General features: G+C 61.5%; 16 protein-coding genes. 9 read left to right on the forward strand and 7 right to left on the reverse strand.

Annotation, left to right across the window (positions count from 1 at the left end):
- Positions 1-192: 192 nt before the first annotated feature.
- A complete protein-coding gene (locus ABH945_RS32125) occupies positions 193-1899 on the forward strand; it encodes an ATP-binding domain-containing protein (RefSeq protein WP_429253341.1) in 1707 nt (568 codons plus the stop codon).
- Positions 1900-1914: 15 nt separating this feature from the next.
- On the opposite strand, the gene ABH945_RS32130 is transcribed toward ABH945_RS32125, so the two are convergent.
- Positions 1915-2862: a phosphoribosyltransferase gene (locus ABH945_RS32130; protein WP_429253342.1), complete on the reverse strand. Its 948-nt coding sequence runs from the start codon at positions 2860-2862 to the stop codon at positions 1915-1917.
- A 342-nt stretch (positions 2863-3204) separates the two neighbouring features.
- On the opposite strand from ABH945_RS32130, the gene ABH945_RS32135 reads away from it, so the two are divergent.
- Entirely contained in the window at positions 3205-3771 is a 567-nt protein-coding gene (locus ABH945_RS32135; RefSeq protein WP_074771078.1) for a molybdopterin-dependent oxidoreductase, read from the forward strand.
- Complete coding sequence (locus ABH945_RS32140; RefSeq protein ID WP_429253343.1) at positions 3741-5591, forward strand: ATP-binding response regulator; 1851 nt, start codon at positions 3741-3743, stop codon at positions 5589-5591. The genes ABH945_RS32135 and ABH945_RS32140 overlap by 31 nt, the downstream gene beginning before the upstream one ends.
- Before the next feature lie 117 nt (positions 5592-5708).
- On the opposite strand, the gene ABH945_RS32145 is transcribed toward ABH945_RS32140, so the two are convergent.
- The 3 genes from ABH945_RS32145 to ABH945_RS32155 form a co-directional block, all read right to left on the reverse strand.
- Entirely contained in the window at positions 5709-6563 is an 855-nt protein-coding gene (locus tag ABH945_RS32145) for a helix-turn-helix domain-containing protein (protein WP_074768168.1), read from the reverse strand.
- Between the two features lie 325 nt (positions 6564-6888).
- The gene (locus ABH945_RS32150; protein WP_429253344.1) at positions 6889-8232 is read right to left on the reverse strand and encodes a type II toxin-antitoxin system HipA family toxin; all 1344 of its coding nucleotides are present in this window, start codon (positions 8230-8232) and stop codon (positions 6889-6891) included.
- Between the two features lie 2 nt (positions 8233-8234).
- On the reverse strand, positions 8235-8489 hold the full coding sequence (locus ABH945_RS32155; protein WP_429253345.1) for a helix-turn-helix domain-containing protein: 255 nt from the start codon (positions 8487-8489) through the stop codon (positions 8235-8237).
- A gap of 318 nt (positions 8490-8807) precedes the next feature.
- Between ABH945_RS32155 and ABH945_RS32160 the strand changes: the two genes are divergently transcribed.
- From ABH945_RS32160 to ABH945_RS32170, 3 genes are all read left to right on the forward strand, one after another.
- A complete protein-coding gene (locus tag ABH945_RS32160) occupies positions 8808-10148 on the forward strand; it encodes an NAD(P)/FAD-dependent oxidoreductase (protein ID WP_074768174.1) in 1341 nt (446 codons plus the stop codon).
- A gap of 51 nt (positions 10149-10199) precedes the next feature.
- Positions 10200-10832 (forward strand): C39 family peptidase, encoded by a 633-nt coding sequence (locus ABH945_RS32165; protein WP_429253346.1) that lies wholly within the window; start codon positions 10200-10202, stop codon positions 10830-10832.
- Positions 10833-10906: 74 nt separating this feature from the next.
- Positions 10907-11170, forward strand: a complete 264-nt coding sequence (locus tag ABH945_RS32170) for a hypothetical protein (RefSeq protein WP_074768178.1) — start codon at positions 10907-10909, stop codon at positions 11168-11170.
- A 113-nt stretch (positions 11171-11283) separates the two neighbouring features.
- Here the strand turns inward: ABH945_RS32170 and ABH945_RS32175 are convergent, their stop codons facing one another.
- The gene (locus tag ABH945_RS32175) at positions 11284-11508 is read right to left on the reverse strand and encodes a hypothetical protein (protein ID WP_429253347.1); all 225 of its coding nucleotides are present in this window, start codon (positions 11506-11508) and stop codon (positions 11284-11286) included.
- Positions 11509-11528: 20 nt separating this feature from the next.
- On the opposite strand from ABH945_RS32175, the gene zwf reads away from it, so the two are divergent.
- Together zwf and ABH945_RS32185 are read left to right on the forward strand one after the other, a co-directional pair.
- Positions 11529-13013 (forward strand): glucose-6-phosphate dehydrogenase, encoded by a 1485-nt coding sequence (gene zwf, locus ABH945_RS32180; protein ID WP_429253348.1) that lies wholly within the window; start codon positions 11529-11531, stop codon positions 13011-13013.
- Positions 13014-13334: 321 nt separating this feature from the next.
- On the forward strand, positions 13335-14438 hold the full coding sequence (locus tag ABH945_RS32185; protein ID WP_429253349.1) for a nucleoside hydrolase: 1104 nt from the start codon (positions 13335-13337) through the stop codon (positions 14436-14438).
- 61 nt (positions 14439-14499) lie between these two features.
- On the opposite strand, the gene ABH945_RS32190 is transcribed toward ABH945_RS32185, so the two are convergent.
- Both ABH945_RS32190 and ABH945_RS32195 read right to left on the reverse strand, forming a co-directional pair.
- On the reverse strand, positions 14500-15456 hold the full coding sequence (locus tag ABH945_RS32190; protein ID WP_429253350.1) for a LysR family transcriptional regulator: 957 nt from the start codon (positions 15454-15456) through the stop codon (positions 14500-14502).
- Positions 15457-16307: 851 nt separating this feature from the next.
- Positions 16308-17360 carry an NAD(P)-dependent alcohol dehydrogenase gene (locus tag ABH945_RS32195; RefSeq protein ID WP_074768188.1) on the reverse strand — a complete coding sequence of 351 codons (1053 nt, stop codon included), beginning with the start codon at positions 17358-17360 and terminating at the stop codon, positions 16308-16310.
- A 331-nt stretch (positions 17361-17691) separates the two neighbouring features.
- Between ABH945_RS32195 and ABH945_RS32200 the strand changes: the two genes are divergently transcribed.
- A complete protein-coding gene (locus tag ABH945_RS32200; RefSeq protein WP_074771079.1) occupies positions 17692-18660 on the forward strand; it encodes an AraC family transcriptional regulator in 969 nt (322 codons plus the stop codon).
- Positions 18661-18724 lie beyond the last annotated feature (64 nt).

An 18724-nucleotide genomic window follows, 5' to 3' on the forward strand; every position in this document is an offset into this window, starting at 1 on the left:
GGCGTTCAACCAGTAACGATACACGATGCACGCGGCTTTGCGCGCCGCAGGGCAGCAATCGGCGCGGGGCTCGGCGCTGGGATGCGGTGTTTGATTACGCATCTGGCGAACCTCGATTCCGGGCGGTTACGCTGCGTTTGAACGCATTTGCGTTGCGTACAATGAGCGCACCCGACTACGACGAGGCACCGCATGGCCCGCATTGTCCCCGACGACTGGAAGAGCCTCGCCGCTACCGGCGCGGCGTCCCGCGAACGCGAAACCCTCGCGTTGCTGGAGGAGGCGCTTCCCGCCGATTACACGGTCTATCACGGCGTCCACTGGACGCGTCTGAACCAGAATTTTTCGGTGTTCGGCGAGGCCGACTTCGTGATCGTCAGCCCCGCCGGACGCGTGATGATCGTCGAACAGAAAACGGGTTTTCTGCGAGAAACGCCCAAGGGGCTCGTCAAGGTCTATCTTCAGACCGAGCGCAACGTGGCAATCGCGCTCGCGCATACCGTCGAGGGGCTGCACCGGCGTTTTACCGCGGCGTTTGGGGGAGGCACCTATTTCATCGAGGAACTGCTGTATTGCCCGGACCACGTCGTCAAGGATGCGGCGATCGCGGGTGTGAACCCGGCGCGCATCGTCGATGCCACGCGTAAAGGCCGGCTCGCGCAAATCGTTCGTGAAGCGTTGCCGGAAGACGAGCCGCGCCTTGCATGCGCGTCGAAAATCCACCATTTTCTCGCCGACGAACTCGCGCTCACGCCGGACGCAAGCGCGCTGGTCGGTCAGGCGGGCACGCTGGTCACGCGGCTGGCAGGCGGTCTCGCGACATGGGCGCGGCGGCTCGAATTCTCGCCGTTCCGCTTGCGGGTGATCGGCACGGCCGGTTCCGGCAAGACCCAACTCGCCGTGCAGGTGATGAAGGACGCCGTCGCGCGCGGCCAGCGTCCTTTGTATGTGTGCTTCAACCGCCCATTGGCGGATCACATTGCGCGCGTCGCGCCGCCCGAGGCCAAGGTCGCGAACTATCACCAGCTATGCGACTGGGTCGCGCGCGACGCGGGCCGCGAGCCCGATTTCCAGTCCAGTCACGTGTTCGATCAACTGGAAACGGTCTTCGCGGACACGCCCATCGAGCCACGTTGGCAATTCGACGTGTTGATCGTCGACGAGGGGCAGGATTTTCAGCAGCCGTGGGTCGCCGCGCTCGAACGGCTGTTGCGGCCGGACGCGGCCTGGTGGTGGCTCGAAGACCCGCTGCAGAATCTGTATATGCGCGAACCGGTGACGTTGCCGGGCTGGACCACGCTGAAGGAAACCACCAACTATCGCAGTCCGCGAGACATTCTGGATTATGTGCGCGACGTGGTCGGCGCGTCGGTGCCGGTCGCGGCGGCGCTGGCGTCGGGCAGCCCGTTCGACGGCTCCGATATTTCGCTGTCGGTCTACGACGAAACCAGGAATCCGGCCGATGCCTGCATCGACGCCACCAAGCGCGCGATCACCCAGGCGTTGTCGCTCGGCTTTCGCAAGCAGGACATCGTGGTGCTGTCGTTTCGCGGCCGCGAAGGCTCGGCAATGACCGCGCTCGATCATCTCGGGCCGCATCGGCTGCGCAGTTTTACCGGCAAGTACGATCTGTTCGGCAACCCCGAATATCGCGAAGGGGACGTGCTGTTCGAGTCGATCTATCGCTTCAAGGGGCAGGCGGCGCCGTGCGTGATTTTCACCGAGGTCGATTTCGAATCGTTCGATGAGCGGATTGCCCGCAAGCTGTTCGTCGGCGCGACGCGTGCAACGATGAAGCTGATCGTCGTCGCGTCGCAGCGGGCCGCGCGGCATCTGCATCTGCGGGACGGGAAGGATGTCAGGGACGTAAAGGAGTTGAGGGAAGGTCAGCCGCTTTAGTCCGCTCGGCCTTCTTCAGCCCCAGGCGCGCGCCCCGACCAGCATCCCTGTCTGGGTGCGCGCATCCCACCAGATCACGCGCAGCAACGGCGCTTGCTGCGCGATCAGCAGCGCCTGCACCGGATCGCTCTCGACAAAATGCGTGACGCCGCCGCGCAACGCCGCGCTCGCCTTATGGGCCGCAGCGCCGGCGGCGCTTTCGTCGTGCGTATCGGGCGTGCGCATCACCAGTTGCATATGATCGAAGCCATGCCGCACGAGCCACGCCTGCGTGCGCGCCCGGTCCAGTTCCGGCCGCCCCGTGATGATCGTGCGAACCCGCTTCAGATCGATGTCCGGTAACTCGTCGAACGGCAACAGCGCGTCGCGTTCCACGAGCGCAGCCGCCAGGTCTTCGTCGTAGCGCGCGAGCGGCACGTCGGGCAGCAGAATGCCGTCGAGGTCGATCGCGTACGTCGCGTAGTCGTGATCGTCGGCCATTGCCTGCGCGGCGCCTGCTTCGACGCGCTCCCAGTCTTCGCGATACCGCTCGGTGTACGCCTGGCGCTCCCACGGAAACAACGCGAAATAGCCGCGCGCGTCGATCGCATAGTCGGGCTGCGTGCGGCTAAGGTCATCGACGGCGCCGGTCAGTGTTCTGACCGTGAGCCCCTGCTGCTGAAGAAACGCGATGCAATCGGTCAGCGTAAAACCACGCCCGGCGATGTCCTCGCACAACAGCACTTTCGACCCTGCTGGCGGCATCGGCAGCGTCGAATCCCATGCGACGGTGCGCGTCTGGCGGTCGTAGCGCAAAAACGCGACCGGCGTGCCGACCGCGTGCGACACCATCAGCGCGAGCGGCGCACCGCCGCGCAGAATGCCGATCGCCATCGTGAAGTGCTCGGCGAGCAACGCGGGCTGCAGCGATTCGATCCAGTGATCGAGTTGTTCGTACGTGAGGGGCAAAACCGGCTTGTTCATAACTGGTAGGGCGTCGCGAGATGCGTGCGGGGCAGATGTCAGTGACGTGGAAACGGCGCGTAGCGGGCCAGCGGGCCGCCGTTTTTGAGACCAGGAATTTTGGCGATATTATGCATGCGGTTCAAAGATCGCGCGTCGGGGTGACGCGCATCACCGGAGAGGCGTCGCTCGATAGCGGCGACACGGCCGGGCAGAGAACGAAGACGCAGGTAGATCGAATAGCGAAGGGTGCAAGCTACCGGAACGACGATGGCTGACGAAGCCATAGCCCGTTTTGGCACCGGAGCGAGCGCAGCAAAACAGGTAAGGAATAGAAGAGCGATGACCAGGTTGATCGAGTTGATGACGAAGTTGCACGCTGCAAATACCGCCGATGTGATTTATCGCGCGCTGCGCCGGGCGCGTTGGGCCATTGGCCTGATGGCCGCGCTGGCCGGACTGGCCGGACTGGCCACGTCGGGCATCGCGCAGGCCCAGACCGACGCGCCGCTCACGCTCGACGTGCAGGGCAAGATCAGCAAGACCAACGACGCGGCGCATCAGTCCTACCACTTCACGGAAGCGCAACTGCTCGCGCTTCCGCCGCATTCGATCACCACTTCCACCACGTGGACTCCGCGTTCCACCTTCACAGGACCGCTGCTCGCGGATATTCTGAAGGCGGTCGGCGCCTATGGCACCCAGATCGAGTTCCGTACGCTCGACGATTACACCTACACCGTGCCGGTGTCCGACAGCGATCGCTATGGCGTGGTCGTGGCGTACAGCATGAACGGCCAGCGGCTGAAGGTCAGCGACTTCGGGCCGCTATTCCTTATCTACCCGCGCGACGCGTTCCCTGACGAAATCACGGGCGCCTCGGGCGATTCGAAATTCGTATGGCAGATCAAGGCCCTCATCGTCAAATAGTGCGCCGTCCGTGGCGCCGGGTGTTCTATGTGCTGATCTGGCTAACCGCGCTCGCGGCGCCAGCCGGCGCAATTGGCTATCTGTTGTACGCAAACCTGCTGAATCCGCGCGCCACCGAGCAGTTGACCGGCACCTACGACGGCTTTTACTGGGACGCCGCGCAACTGCAAATTGCCTACGGGCGCTTTGAAAACCAGTTGCTGCTGTATCAGTCAGGCACTGACGACGACTTCCAGCGGCTGATGCTGCGTTACCAGCTGCTGCAATCCAAACTCCGTGTGATGGCCGGCTCGACGCAGCGGCTGACCGCTCAGCTTGCGCTGCTGCAACGGCAGATCGACGAAATTCACCGGCTCGATACGCTGCTGCACACGCTTCAACCCGAAGTCGACGCATTGCCGAAAGATCGCGGCCGCGCGAGCCGGATCGTCGCGCAATTGCGCGCGCACTGGACGGAGATCAACGATCTCGCGCTGAGCCGCCGTTTCGCCGACGTCGCCGACCGCGAAGCGATGAACCGCGATTTCATCGACAAGCGCCGCTTGCTGTTTGTGGCCGGGATGGTGCTGCTGTTGCTGTCGGCAGCGGCGACCACGCTGCTGGTGCTCAACGGCCGGCGCCGCACGCGTCTGATGATCCAGCAGCACGCGGCGCTCGAAGCCGAACACCAGGCGAGCCGCGCGGCGCGCGAGGCGAGTCTCGCAAAAGACGCGTTTCTCGGCATGATCAGTCACGAACTGCGCACGCCGCTGCATGCAATCGTGTCGTCGATTGAATTGCTGGGCTTCAACTATCACTCCGAGGCCGACCGCAAGGTGATCCTGCGCCTCGAAACGGCAGCGCGGCATCTCGAAGCGCAAATGAAGGACCTCACCGATTACGCGCGCCTGGGCGCGGGCAAGCTCGAACTGCGTCACGAGCATTTCGAGCCGCGCGAACTGCTGGCGTCGATTGTCGACGAACACACGATGTCGGCGGCGGCGCGCGGTCTGCAACTCGACAGCGAGGCGACCGGCGTGCGCGGGCTGGTCGACTCCGATCCGCATCGGATCCGTCAGATCGTCAACAACCTCGTCACCAACGCAATCCGCTATACCGAGTCCGGCGCGGTGCGCGTGCAGTTGCGGCAGCAGCCGGCCGTGCTGATTTTTATCGTCAGCGATACCGGGCCGGGCGTGGCGCAGGCGCAGATTCCGCTGATTTTCCAGGAGTTCACGCAACTCGACTCGTCGCGCACACGGCGTTTCGAAGGCGCGGGAATGGGGTTGACGATCGTGCAGGGGCTGGTGAAGCTGTTCGGCGGCACGGTCGATGTCGCGAGCACGGTCGGCGTGGGCACCACGTTCACGGTGACTATTCCGGTCACGTCGGTCGCGGCTGCCGAGCCGGCCGATGTCGCCGCGCAGGCCGACCCCGGCGGCGCGCGACCGTGCGTGCTGATCGTCGACGACAACCGTCTGATCCGCGAATCGCTCAGCGAAATGATCGCGCATATGGATTTCGACGCGCACGCCGTCGCCACCGCCGACGATGCGCTCGCGTGGCTCGACCTGCGCCGTTGCGATGTAGTGCTGCTCGACCTGCACATGCCGGATCGCGACGGTTATACCTTTCTCGCGGAATTCGAAAAGCGGGGCGGGCCGTCGGCTGGCGTGCCGGTGATCGTGGTCAGCGCGTATGCGCCAGAGGTGAGGACGAGGACGGCGGCGGAAGAAGCAGATGGCGAACAGCCGTTCTTCGACGCGTTATTAAAGCCGGTACATTACGAGGATCTGCGCAGCGCATTGCAGCGTGCGGTGGCGTCGCGCCATGTGGTGTGAAGCGTGGCCGGCAGGGCGGGAATGGAGGCGGGCATCAACCTGAGCACACACCTTCAGCCGCTGAAACTCACGGCGGGTTAGCGGCGGCGTTTCAATGTCTGTCTTTAAGACCGAGCTTCAAGGCCGGTTCAACCGTTTGGACAGATCGGCGACCAGAATCGCCATGCGCGCGGGCTTTTCATAGCACGCGACGTCGAAATTGCGGATGACCTGACTGATTTCCGATTCGCTGGCCTTGCCGGTCAGCAATTCGCCGGTCAGCACGAAGATCGGCGCGTCCGGGTTTTCCGACGCTCGCACCGCGCGAATCGCGGCCGCCGAGGTTTGCGCGCCGAACAGCCAGTCGATCACGATGCCGTCGAATACCTGCGTTTGCAGTTGCTCGGCAAACGACGCCAGCCCGTAAATCGCCACCGCCGCGAAGCCGCTGCGCTCCAGATAGTCGCGCAGGTTGTCGGCGCTGGCCTGATCGTCGTCGACCACGGCAATAGTCGGCTTGTCGGTTTCAGCGCGGCGCGGATAAATCTCGATCTTGTGGACTTCGTATGCGCTCTGGTAAAGCGTGCCGTCGTGACGCGCGACGCGCCATTGGCCGAGCCGCGAATACGCGACGAATTCCGGGCGGCTGCCCGCTTCGAGCGCCGCACCGACCCAGGCGGTGCACGCCAGTTCGATTGCGCCGATGCAGAACACGGCTTCCTGCGCGATCGCGCCGACCATGCCCGGATCGAGCGATTGTGCGCCGAACAGCTGAGCCGCCGGTTCGCCGAACACCTCGGCGACCTTTTTGATCTGCGACAGGGTCCACGGGCTGTTGCCGCGCAGCTTGCGGTGTCCCTGTGAAAAACTCAGATCGAGGATCCGGCACAGCTCAGTGGTTTGCTGACGTTTGCCGATTCCATGCCGGCTCATCAATTCGCGTACGCGCTCGGCGACCGCGATGGCGTCAGGTGAGAGTGTTTCGTTGGTCATACTGCGTGAAAATCCGCCGTCTTAAAGGGTACTGGGGGAAGCGATAGTGCAGGCGCGGCCTCTCCACGCACAAGCAATGCGCATGGATGAGCTACGCAGGGGGACAGCAAATGTACCGTAAAAAGTATCGCGGTTTATGTTTTTGCCGAATTGCCATTGAGCCCGACCCGGCAAAACGCGTGACAGACAATTCCGGCATTTTTATGTATTTGGCATCGTGCGTATTTTACCGATTAACGGTGTCCCATCTGTGAAGAATATGCCGTACGAGCGCGATATGCCGACTGTTTGAGCACTATTTGACTCCTGAACGCATTGGATCGATTCATTCAGGCGGCATTTTCTCGAGCTTCGCGGCCGAGTTTTTCAGTCCTTTGAAAATCCGCTCGGCGACCCGCGCTGGAAACCGTTCAGGCAATTCCGCCGATACCCGCTCGATTACCCTGGGCGTTTCGTCGATCAGCCGCTGGATCAACGGTTCCGCGCTCGCGCCGTACGAGCATTTCAGCGCCATCGTGTTGAAATGACGCCGTTGCACGTCGCGAAACGCGTCGTGTTTGCTGCGCGACCACATGCCCATCGCGAGCCGCGCCTTGAACCACGACCACTGGTTGGGGCCGCTGCCTTCCACCGGCCAGATCGACATCACGTCGTAAAGCGGCGTCAGCCGGTATTGGCCGCCCGCCAGCAGGCGGATGCTGAAGTTTTTGGCGTGGCCGTCGGGTGCGGCCAGCATCCAGAACAGAATCTGGCTGGCGAGCAGCGTTTCGATGTCCTGCCGCGACGTCACCGATTGCTGAAGAATCCGCGCGAGGTCGAGCACGCCGGGGCCACCTTCGTTTTCATACTTGCGATGCGAGGGCACGCCGTACACCTGGCAGAAGTCCTCCTGCGGCAGACGCAGCAGCCATTGGCCGCTCGAATGCATCTGCCGGTCGAAGCGTTCGACGCTCAACACGCGCTGCTTGCCGAACGTCATGATTTCCGTATTCGCGACCGGCAACCCGTATGCACGCAGAATCTGCAGACACAGCCACTCGTTTTCCACCGACGTGCTGAGGTCGGCGAGCTTGTTGCCGACCAGCCCCAGCGGCAGCTTGAAAATATGCGTGGTCGGCGTCGCGCCGTGCGGGCGCTGCCATTTGCCGTCGTGCCACAGCAGCGCGGTTTTCTCCTGCGCGCCGGCCAGCGAGATGCGGAAGTCGTCGTCCGGCTCGTCGTGGGCGCCGATTGGCGGCGTGCTGACCGTGCGCGCCAGCATCGCTTCGATCTCGCTGTCGGATAGCGGCGTACCTTCGATCCGGTCGACCCCTACCGGCGCGTCGTCTTCGGGCAGGAGCTGGACCGCGCCCACGCAGTCGCGGCCGATGGCCTGCAGCAGGTCGAACGCATCGAGCGTGTCGGTCTGATAGCGCTGGGCGATACGTTTGCGGATCGCCTCGCTGTCGGGCAGCAGATTGTCGAAGTAATTCAGCACGCGCGGGCCTTTTTGCGCCATGTTGCCAGGTGTGAATGGCAGCGACAGCGACAGCGGGCGACCCGCCGCCGATTCGACCCACGCGGGGTCGTACGCGAACTCCATCGGCCCGCGCGCGGGCAGGCGCCAGACGCCGACACGCTCGCCATTGGCCCACACCGACAACGCCTGCGAATGAGTGGGGCGACCCATGCTCACCACTCGATCAGCGGGGTCGGGTCGGGCTGCGGCTGGCTCCTGTCGCGCACCTGCAACTGCAGCCCGTAGATGCCGGAGAGCGCCAGCAATTGCGCGACGGTGAGCGAACCAGCGTCGGTTTCCAGCGCTGAAATGCGGCTCTGACTGACGCCGATGCGCGCGGCCGCGTCAGCCTGCGTGAGACCGGCTTGCCGGCGGCTCGCGGCGAGCAGCTGGGCGATCTGGTTAGGGGTGGCGATGAGATGGAGCATGACGGATTATCCGTGAGACGAATAAATGCAATTTATGCGTCAAACGAATATTTGTCAAATATTCGTCTCGCGAATATTTTTCTAAATATCTGTGAGACGAATAAAAGACGAATATCTGTTTAACGAATAAATGGGGTGAGATTTTAGTCGTAACTCTAAAGCCCTTCTGGTAAGGCTTTGCGGGTTACTCTGCCGCGTTCCGATGGCGTTGTCGATCTCGCCAGGTTCGCCATCTCCGCAGACTTCCGGTGCGGCGGCATTGCAGACAATCGACTCGCCTGCGAAGATTACGCCCACATTTAAAACCGGCCCAGCCAGATGACCACGACTTACCCGCTGCACGCAAACTTCACCTCTGCCGATCAACCGTTTCCGAAACAGGCCGATGTCGTGATCGCCGGCGCGGGCATCATGGGCTGCGCGGCCGCCTGGTATCTTGCGCGCCGCGGCCTCTCGGTGGTGGTGCTCGATAAATCGCGGATTGCCGGCCAGCAGTCGTCGCGGGCATGGGGTTTCGTGCGTCAGCAGGGCCGCGAAGCCGCCGAAGTGCCGCTGATGATGGCGAGCATCCCGCTCTGGAAAGAACTCGAAAGCGAGCTGAATTTCGATCTGGAGTGGCGTCAGGGCGGCTGCCTCTACGTGGCTTCCGATGAAGAAGAATGGGCGTCGTTCCAGCAATGGATGGACGTCGCGCGTCAATACGGGCTCGACACCCGCACGCTTGACCGCAAGCAGATCGACGCCGTCGTGACCGGCATGCAAGGTCCGGCGCTCGGCGGCCTCTACACGCCGAGCGACGGCCAGGCCGAACCGCGCCGCGCCACCGCCGCGTTCGCCGCGCGCGCCGCCGAGGCCGGCGCATTGTTTTTCGAAGGATGCGGCGTGGTCGGCGTCGAGCGCGCGGGCGGCGCGATTGCGGGCGTGGTCACCGAGCGGGGCACGGTGCGCACCTCGCGCTTCATCTGTGCGGCGGGCGCCAGCAGCTGGAAGCTGCTCAGAACGCTCGGTCTGGAATTGCCGCAGCAGGTCGTGCGCGGCACCTGTTCGCGCACCAATCCGCTGCCGCAGATCACTGCGTCCACGTTCTGGGGGCACGGCCTCGGCGTGCGGCAACGCGCGAACGGCGCGATCAACCTCGCCGACGATATGCAGGTCGACGTCGACATGACGCTCGGCCATTTCCGCGCGCTCAAGTGGTTCTTGCCCGAATTGTGGAAGCAGCGCGAGAAGTTCAGTTTCCATCTGAATGGCGCGTGTTTGCGCGATCTGCGCGAGCGTCTGCCGGGCGGCGTGCCCGAAGCCGAGCGCGTGCTGTATCCGCGTGATCCGCATCCGCAGCCGAATGCGAGCCAGGCGCCGAGCGCGTTGAAAAAATTGCGCGCGTTGTTCCCGGCGCTGAAGGACGCGCAGGTGGTCGAATCCTGGGCTGGGCTGATCGACGTGCTGCCCGACGGCATCCCGGTGATCGATGCGCCGCCGCAGGTCAGCGGGCTGACGATCGCCACCGGCTTTTGCGGACACGGCTTCGCGATGGGGCCGATCGTCGGCAAGCTGCTCGCGGAAATGAACGACGGCGGCAAGCCTTCGCTCGATTTGTCCGCGTTCCGATTGCAGCGCTTCTTCGATGGCACGATGCAGCGGCCTCGCAGCATGCTGTGAATGTAAAAGCATCTATTCGCAATTTTTGGCCATTCACGCTCAACGCAATCGATGAACGAACCGGCACTGCGCCACACGGGCGTACCGTATTACACGCAATGGGGCAGCCCCGAGTGGGTTCGCCATATCGTCGAGCGGCAGGGCGATCCGTGCGACGATCCGCACTGGCGCAGGAGCGGTTTCGCCGACCCGGAGCGCTACCGCTTCTGGGCCAAACGCCTGTGCGGTTTGACATGTCTCGAATCCGCGCTCGATTATTGGGGTGTCGCGCACGCACCTCGCGCCGCGTTACTCGATGAAGCCCTGCAACACGGCGTGTACCGGATGCGCGAGGACGGCGGCGTCGACGGATTGATTTACCAGCCGTTCGCCGACTGGTCGCGCGGCGCGTTCGGGATCGAGGTCGAGGTGTTGCCGCAGGTGTCGCTTGAAGAGATCGCGGCGCGGTTGAACGCCGGTACCCTGGCTATCATTTCGGTGAGTGCGGAGATTCGTTATCCCGAGCGGCCGAACCAGCGGCAGGGCGGTCATCTGATCCTGCTGCACGGACGCGATCGCGACGGCGTGTGGTTTCACAATCCTTCGGGCATCGCGCCGCATCAGGCCGACGTGTATCTGCCGTTTGCCATGGCGGCCAGGTTTTACGCGGGGCGGGGCATGACGCTGAAGCGGACGTCGGCATAGGCGAGCCAGGCACAGTGTTCAGGCCCGTTTTCTGCTCATGTGATTTCGTCGACATCTGCAATACCGGACCTGACATGAATCGAATCTATTGCCTGTTTGCTGCCAGCCTTGTCGTCCTCGGAGCCGCCAGCCCGGCGAGCGCCGCGAGTGAGGACGAACAGGCGAAAGCCTGTCGCGGCGACGCGATGCATTTCTGCGCGGCCGAGATCCCGAACAAAGAGAAGATCACTGCCTGCATGAAGCAGCACCTCGACGAACTGAGCCCGCCGTGTCGCGCGATGTTCAAGGGCGGCAAGAAGGATGGCGGCAAGAACGGCGACCAGGGCGCGTCGCAATAAGCGTTCGGGATGGGGCGCTGTGTGCGGTCTTCGCAGATCCAAAGGTGAGGATCAGTGGGCAGACCGCACGCACACAGTGGGCAGACCGCACGCACACATTAGCCAGCTGAATTTCATTCTCCGCGCGCCTTAAAAAAACGCCTTAAAAACAACCGCCTGTCCGCCAGGTTGGCAAATTGCGCCAACCTGAGGCACATGTTGCCGTGCAAACAATCCCAAAAAGTTGCACCATAGGCGTTTGCCAGAAAAAAGTGCCGGTGCCGGATGCCGTTATTTGCAGCTTTTTGTGCGGCTACCGCGCCAGACTTTTTCTGTCCTTTGACCGACGCCTTCTTCATCACGACGCTGCGACCGCGCTATGACGACCCAACACGCTTCTGCCATTCCCGATTTGCCGCTCGACATGATCATTTTCGGCGGCACCGGCGACCTGTCGTTTCGCAAGCTGCTGCCCGCGCTCTACATGGCGCATCTGCATTGCAACCTGCCGCCGGACACCCGCATTCTCACGATTGGCCGCAAGCCGTGGTCGCGTGACGAATACATCAACGAATTCATGGAAGCGAAGGCCAAGCCCTTCATCGAAAAGAAAGCGTTCGATGCCGCCGCATGGGACAAATTCATGGCGCTGTTCGAATACGTGCGGATGGACGTCGATTCGATCGACGACTACCAGCGCCTGAAAGAAGTGTCGCGCGAAGGCGTGCGCCGCGTGTTCTATCTCGCGACGTCACCGGATCTGTTCACGAATATCTGCGACAACCTTTCGTCGGCGGGGCTGGTCGATGAGAATTCGCGCGTCGTGCTCGAGAAGCCGCTCGGTCACGATCTGGCGTCCGCGCAGGAAATCAACACGGCGGTCGGCAAGCACTTCAACGAAGCGCAGATTTACCGGATCGACCACTACCTCGGCAAGGAAACCGTGCAGAACCTGATGGTGCTGCGCTTCGGCAATCCGATTTTCGGGCCGCTGTGGCAGGCTCCGTATATCAAGAGCGTGCAGATCACGGTCGCGGAAACGGTCGGCGTGGGCAGCCGCGCGGGTTTCTACGACAAGACCGGCGCGCTGCGCGACATGGTGCAGAACCACCTGCTGCAACTGCTGTGCATCGTCGCAATGGAGCCGCCCGTGTCGCTCGACCCGGATGCGGTCCGCGATGAAAAGCTGAAGGTGCTGCGCTCGCTGCGTCCGATGACTGCCGAAGATATTTCGCGCGATACCGTGCGCGGTCAGTACACCGCAGGCGCGGTCGACGGCGAGGCGGTGAAAGGCTACCTCGAAGAAGACAACGTGCCGGCCGGCAGCCGTGCCGAAACCTTCGTCGCGTTGCGCGCACATATCAACAACTGGCGCTGGGCCAACGTGCCGTTTTTCCTGCGCACCGGCAAGCGGATGCAGAAGAAGGTGTCGGAGATCGTCATCGAGTTCTCCGAGTTGCCGTTCTCGATCATTCCGAGCGGTGGCCGCAACTATGGCAACAAACTCGTGATCCAGCTGCAGCCGGAAGAATCGATCCAGTTGCAGATGCTCGCGAAGGAGCCGGGCAGCGGCATGCATATGCTGCCGGTGAGCCTGAATCTGGATTTGCAGCAGGCGTTCACCGAGCGTCGCGCGGAAGCGTACGAGCGTTTGCTGATCGACGTGATTCGCGGACGCCTCACTCACTTCATGCGCCGCGACGAACTGGAAGCCGCATGGGCATGGGCCGAACCGATTCTGGAAGGCTGGGCCAAGTCGGGCGAACGGCCGCGCGGTTATACGGCGGGGACGTTCGGGCCTGCGGCGTCGACGGCACTGATGGCTCGCGAGAAGAACGCCGTGTGGGCGGAAGAATCGCAGTAAATGTGAAGGTTTGATCTCGCGCGCCGCTATTCTGGCGGCGCGCTTTTATTGCGCGGGTGTTGGCGCGAGTCTCTGACTGTTCTCATTGCTTTTGTCCCGTTGCGCATCGTTCATTAGTCATCCCTGGTATTGGGCGGCGCGTTTGCGTCATCGTTATTCTGATCTCGTCAATAACTCAACGACCATGACGATTTGATTTCATCAAGTTTACGTCTATGATGATTTTCCTTACCCGCATGGCACTGCGGCGTGACACGACACGATAAAAAGGAGACATCAGTGAGACGAGTTTTCCTGGCACTCACCTGTGTAGCAAGCGTAATGACCGTTATAAGTATCTCAGCGTGCGGCGGCAATGAACTCAACGCACCTGATAACGCACCCAAAGTAATTATCGACAGCGATTACAACACGCTGAGTGACGACGGCCAGCTCGGCGTCATGGCCGCGCAATTACAGGCGCAAGGCTCGCTGAAAGTACTCGGTATTACGGTCGTGTCCGGTAATCAATGGCTGAAGCAGGGCGTCGCGGATGCACTGAAATCCGTCGAACGGCTCGGTGTGGAAAATCAGATCGGCGTTTATGCGGGCGCCAATTACGCTTTATCGCATGACTTCGCGACGATTCAGGCCGAACTGAAACAATTCCCCGGTGGTGACGGTTATCTCGGTGCGTGGAGTACGCCCGAGCCGGCATCCGACAGCGACCTCGTTGCGCCGCCCGACGGTTTCGCAACACACACCAAAGTGCAAGGCAAAAGCGCGGTCGATTTCATTGTCGATTCGGTCAAGCAATATCCCGGCGAAGTGACGATCCTGGCCATCGGCCCGCTGACCAACATTGCACTCGCAACACGTCAGCATCCCGAGATCGTGCCGTTGATCAAGCAGATCATCTACATGGGCGGCGCGATCGACGTGCCCGGCAACACGACGCCGACTGCCGAATTCAACTGGTGGTTCGACCCGGAGGCAGCAAAGACGGTATTGCATCTGCCGATCAAACAGGTGGTCGTGCCGCTCGACGTGACGGACACCGTAAAAATGGACAAGGCGCTTTACGACCGGGTTGCGCATGATCCGGCGAAGCAGACCATCATTACGCAATTGTTCAAGACGTTGAACGGCTATGGCTTCGACGGCAAGAATGGTTTCGAAACCAATCCGGACTACACGACGAATATCTGGGACACATTGACGCTCGCCTATCTGATGCATCCTTCGTTCGCGACGCAGACGGTCGACGAGTGGGTGGACGTGGATACGAGTTTTGGCGCCAATGACGGCAAGGCAACGGGTTATACGAGTTCGCCGCCGGCGGGTTTGCAGAAGATGACGATCGTCAAACGCTTCGACAATCCAGCCTTTTTCAATTTCTACGTTGATCTGCTGACGCGGCCGGTGCCGGTCAAATTATCGAATTAATGCGCTGAGCCGCGCGAGTTCGTGCGGCGCGTGCCTGCATTAAAACTTTCGTTAACCCGCCTCAGGCGGGATGCAGGCCGCGCAACAACTGGCGCACGCGCGTGAGATCCTGATCGACGTGTTCCGCCTTTTCAAACAACTCCGCGAGCCAGTCGACGAAAGCCCGCACGCGCGGCGAGACCCGGCGGTTCTTCACATACGCGACCGAGACCGGCATCGGCACGGGCTTCCATTGCGGCAGAACTTCGCGCAGTAATCCCGAGTCGAGGTAGGGCTGAGCGGCGATCCGCGCGGGCTGAATGAGGCCGAGGCCTTGCAATCCGCAGGTGAGATACGCCTGTTCGTCGCTGACCTTCACGAAGCCTTTTACCTTGACGCTTTGTGCTTCTCCGTCCACTTCGAAATCGAAATCCACTTCGCGGCCGTTATGCGGCGACATGCAATTGACCGCTACGTGTCCGCGCAGATCGTCGATATCGACAGGTGTGCCTTGACGCGCCAGGTACGCGGGACTTGCGCAGGTCACGTGTTCGAGCGTGCCTAGCTGTCGCGCCACGAGATTCGAGTCGGGTAACTCGCCGAGCTGGATACTGCAGTCGATTGCTTCGGAGATCAGATCGACCGTGCGGTTGCTGATGCCGATTGCCAGATCCAGGTTCGGATAGCGCGTGTGGAAGTCGTCCAGTGCCGGCAGCACGATTGCGCTTGCCACCGCGCCCGGTATTTCGATGCGCAGGCGGCCCGTGAGGTTATCCGTTGCGTGACGGATGCTTGCTTCCATATCGTCGATATCCGCAAGGATCTGCGCACAGCGTTCGTAGTAGGCGGCACCTTCTGGTGTGACGCTTAAACGTCGCGTTGTACGGGCGAGTAATGCTGTGCCCAGCAGGGCTTCCAGGTTCTGGACGATCGTGGTCGCCGTCGCTCGCGGGATGTTTAGGGACTCCGCTGCGCGGGTGAAGCTGTTGGTGTCCACGATTCGGATGAATGTGCGCATGGCGGTTATTCTGTCGATCATTGGTTGCTCCGGTTTTTGGGGTTTTGCTTTTTTTGCAGCGGGGTTTCGGGTTTGTTGTTGTTGTTGTTGTTGTTGTTGTTGTTGGCCTTTCCTTGTGATCACGGTGGTCTATTAGCGTTGCCCCTGTGCGGGGCAGCACTTACTTTCTTTGCCGCCGCAAAGAAAGTAAGCAAAGAAAGCGGGCTCACACCGCTAACTCTTAAGCGGGTCCCTTGGCTTGGAGGGGGCAGTGGTGCATCTGGAATCTGTGCTCCCGCACACTCCGCGCTCGTGACAAAGCAGTCATTCTTCCGGCGGCGCTTCGCGCGCCGACGCGTAATTCGCGGGGCGCAGATGCCTTATTTCAATCCGAACGGAACTTCGAGCGCCAGGAACCAGGGACTGGTTCTTACGCATTTTTTATTCTTCGTTTTTGAAGGCGACCACCAGCTTCGCTATGCGGAAACTCGACCGGTTTCCCACGCAAACCCATCCGCGACGCACGCAGTGCGGAGTGGGAGCGAATGATGGCTGTGTCACTAAAGCGGAATGTGCGAGTGCACGGATTCCAGATGTACCACTACCCCCTCCAAGCCAGGGGACCCGCTTAATGGTTAGCGGTGTGAGCCCGCTTTCTTTGCTTACTTTCTTTGCGGCGGCAAAGAAAGTGAGTGCCGCCCCGCACAGGGGCAGTGCTAATAGACCACCGTGAATTCAAGGAAAGGCCAACATCCAAAAAGCACAACCAAAAAAGCGAAAAACAAAAAAGCGAAAAACAAAAAAGCGAAAAACAAAAAACAGCAACAGCCCCACGCAGCAGCGGGCCAACAAAAACCACCGCCGCCGCGCAGGCCCAAACCCAAACCTTTACATCACTTCCGCAAAGAATCCAGATCAATCACAAACCGATACTTGACATCACTCTTCAGCATCCGTTCATAAGCCTCATTGATCCCCTGCATCGGAATCACCTCGACATCCGAAGTAATTCCATGTTCACCGCAGAAATCCAGCATTTCCTGCGTCTCGGCAATGCCGCCAATCAGCGAACCGGCCAGACGGCGACGCTTCATGATCAGGTTGAAAACCTGCGGCGACGGATGATCGTGCTCCGGCGCGCCGACCAGCGTCATCGTTCCATCACGCTTGAGCAGCGTCAAAAACGGATTCAGATCGTGCTGCGCAGCCACCGTATTGACGATCAGATCGAAGCTGTTCGCATGCGCTTCCATCTCAGCGGCATTCTTCGAAATCACCACTTCGTGCGCGCCAAGTCGCTTCGCGTCTTCGATCTTCGACGGCGACGTCGTGAACAGCACGACATGCGCGCCCATCGCGCGAGCCAGCTTCACGCCCATATGGCCGAGGCCGCCGAGGCCGACAATGCCGACCTTCTTGCCAGGACCCGCACCCCACGTGCGCAGCGGCGAATACGTGGTAATGCCCGCGCACAACAGCGGAGCGGCGCCCGCCGGGTCGAGATTCTCCGGCACACGCAACGTGAATTCTTCGTCGACGACGAGTTGCGTCGAATAGCCACCGAAAGTGATCTGACCATCGACCTTGTCGACGCCGTTATACGTGCCGACAAAACCGTTTTCGCAATACTGTTCGAGATCTTCCTTGCAACTCGCACACGTGCGGCACGAATCGACCAGACAGCCGACGCCCACCAGATCGCCTGCCTTGTACTTCGTCACGTCCGGCCCGACAGCGGTCACGCGGCCGACGATCTCGTGGCCCGGCACCACCGGAAACACAGTGTTTTTCCACTCATTGCGCGCCTGATGCAGATCGGAATGGCACACGCCGCAAAACAGGACTTCCATCTGCACGTCATGGGCGCGCAGTTCGCGACGCTGGATTTCGAACGGGGCGAGCGGCGCGGTAGCGTCGGTCGCTGCATAGGCATAAGTCGTGCTCATGGGTAGCTCCAGCAAAGAAGATGAAGATGGCGCGAGGTCCGGGCAATCGGCAAACGCAGAGAGAAAAACACGCGATGCAGAGCCCGCCTCGACATGAACCGGGATCACGGCGCAGACGGTGGCTGACGAATTCGCCGAAGCGTGAATTGACAGCCGGGCCCGGCGCAGCGCGGAAAGATTGATCCGGCAGGGTTCCCATAATAGGATCGGGTCGCGACTCCGGGAATACCTGAATGTCTTGAAGATTTGCCTAAAACTCCTGGCGAGAAGCGCTGTAGGTTGTTTGGTGCTAAATTTCAAGCATTATTCTCTTGCAGGTCACCATACCGTCATGTCAACCCATTCCGCAGCGCCCGTCAACGCAGATTCCGCGCAGCAGCGTCTGGTCGAATTATTCGACCTGCTCGCGCCCACGCCGGGCTTTACACGGTCGAGCCTGGAAGGCGTCAGTCTGATGCGCGCCAACACGCCGATGCCGCGCATGCCGGTGATGTACGAGCCGAGCATCGTGATCGTCTGCCAGGGCCGCAAGCGCGGTTTTCTCGGCGATCAGACGTTCCAGTATGACGCGCAACAATATCTCGTGCTGTCGGTGCCGCTGCCGTTCGAATGCGAAACCGAGGCGAGCCCCGAAGAACCGTTTCTGGCGATCTCGGTGCGCGTCGATCTGACGATGGTGGCCGAGTTGTTGATGGCGCTCAACGAATCGCAGGGCGCGACGCAGAACGAGCCGGTCGGCATCTATTCGACGCCGCTCGACCCGGCGCTCAGCAGCGCAGTGCAGCGTCTGATGGAAGCGTTGGCATCGCCGCTCGATGCACGCATTCTCGCGCCGGGGGTGGTGCGGGAAATCTGTTATCGCGTGCTGACGGGCGAGCAGGGCGACGCGATTCGCGCGGCGCTCACGCATCAGAATCATTTTGGCCGCATCGCGAAGGCGCTGCGCCGCATTCACGCCGACTATCACGGGCAGCTCGATGTCGATACGCTTGCTTCCGAAGCCGGCATGAGCCTCGCCGTGTTCCATGCGCAATTCAAGGCCGTGACCGCGACTTCGCCGATGCAATACGTGAAGACCACGCGCCTGCATCACGCGCGTTTGCTGATGGTGCAGGATGGTCTGAACGCGGGCGCGGCAGCGGCGCGGGTCGGTTATGAGAGCGCGTCGCAATTCAGCCGCGAGTTCAAGCGTCTGTTCGGCCTCAGTCCGGTGGATGAAGTCAAACGCATGCGCACGGTCTACGATGCGCCGCCGCCGCGCGTGGTGAAGCCGGTTGCGCGCTATGTGACTGCGGTTTGAAGGCGCTCGGCGAAAGAGGGGGCGTGTGCGGGTGCAGGATGTGTACGGCCCTCGAGCATCAAAC

This window comes from Paraburkholderia sp. GAS333 (assembly GCF_050435665.1).
In the GTDB taxonomy this organism is placed as follows: Bacteria; Pseudomonadota; Gammaproteobacteria; order Burkholderiales; family Burkholderiaceae; genus Paraburkholderia; species Paraburkholderia fungorum_A.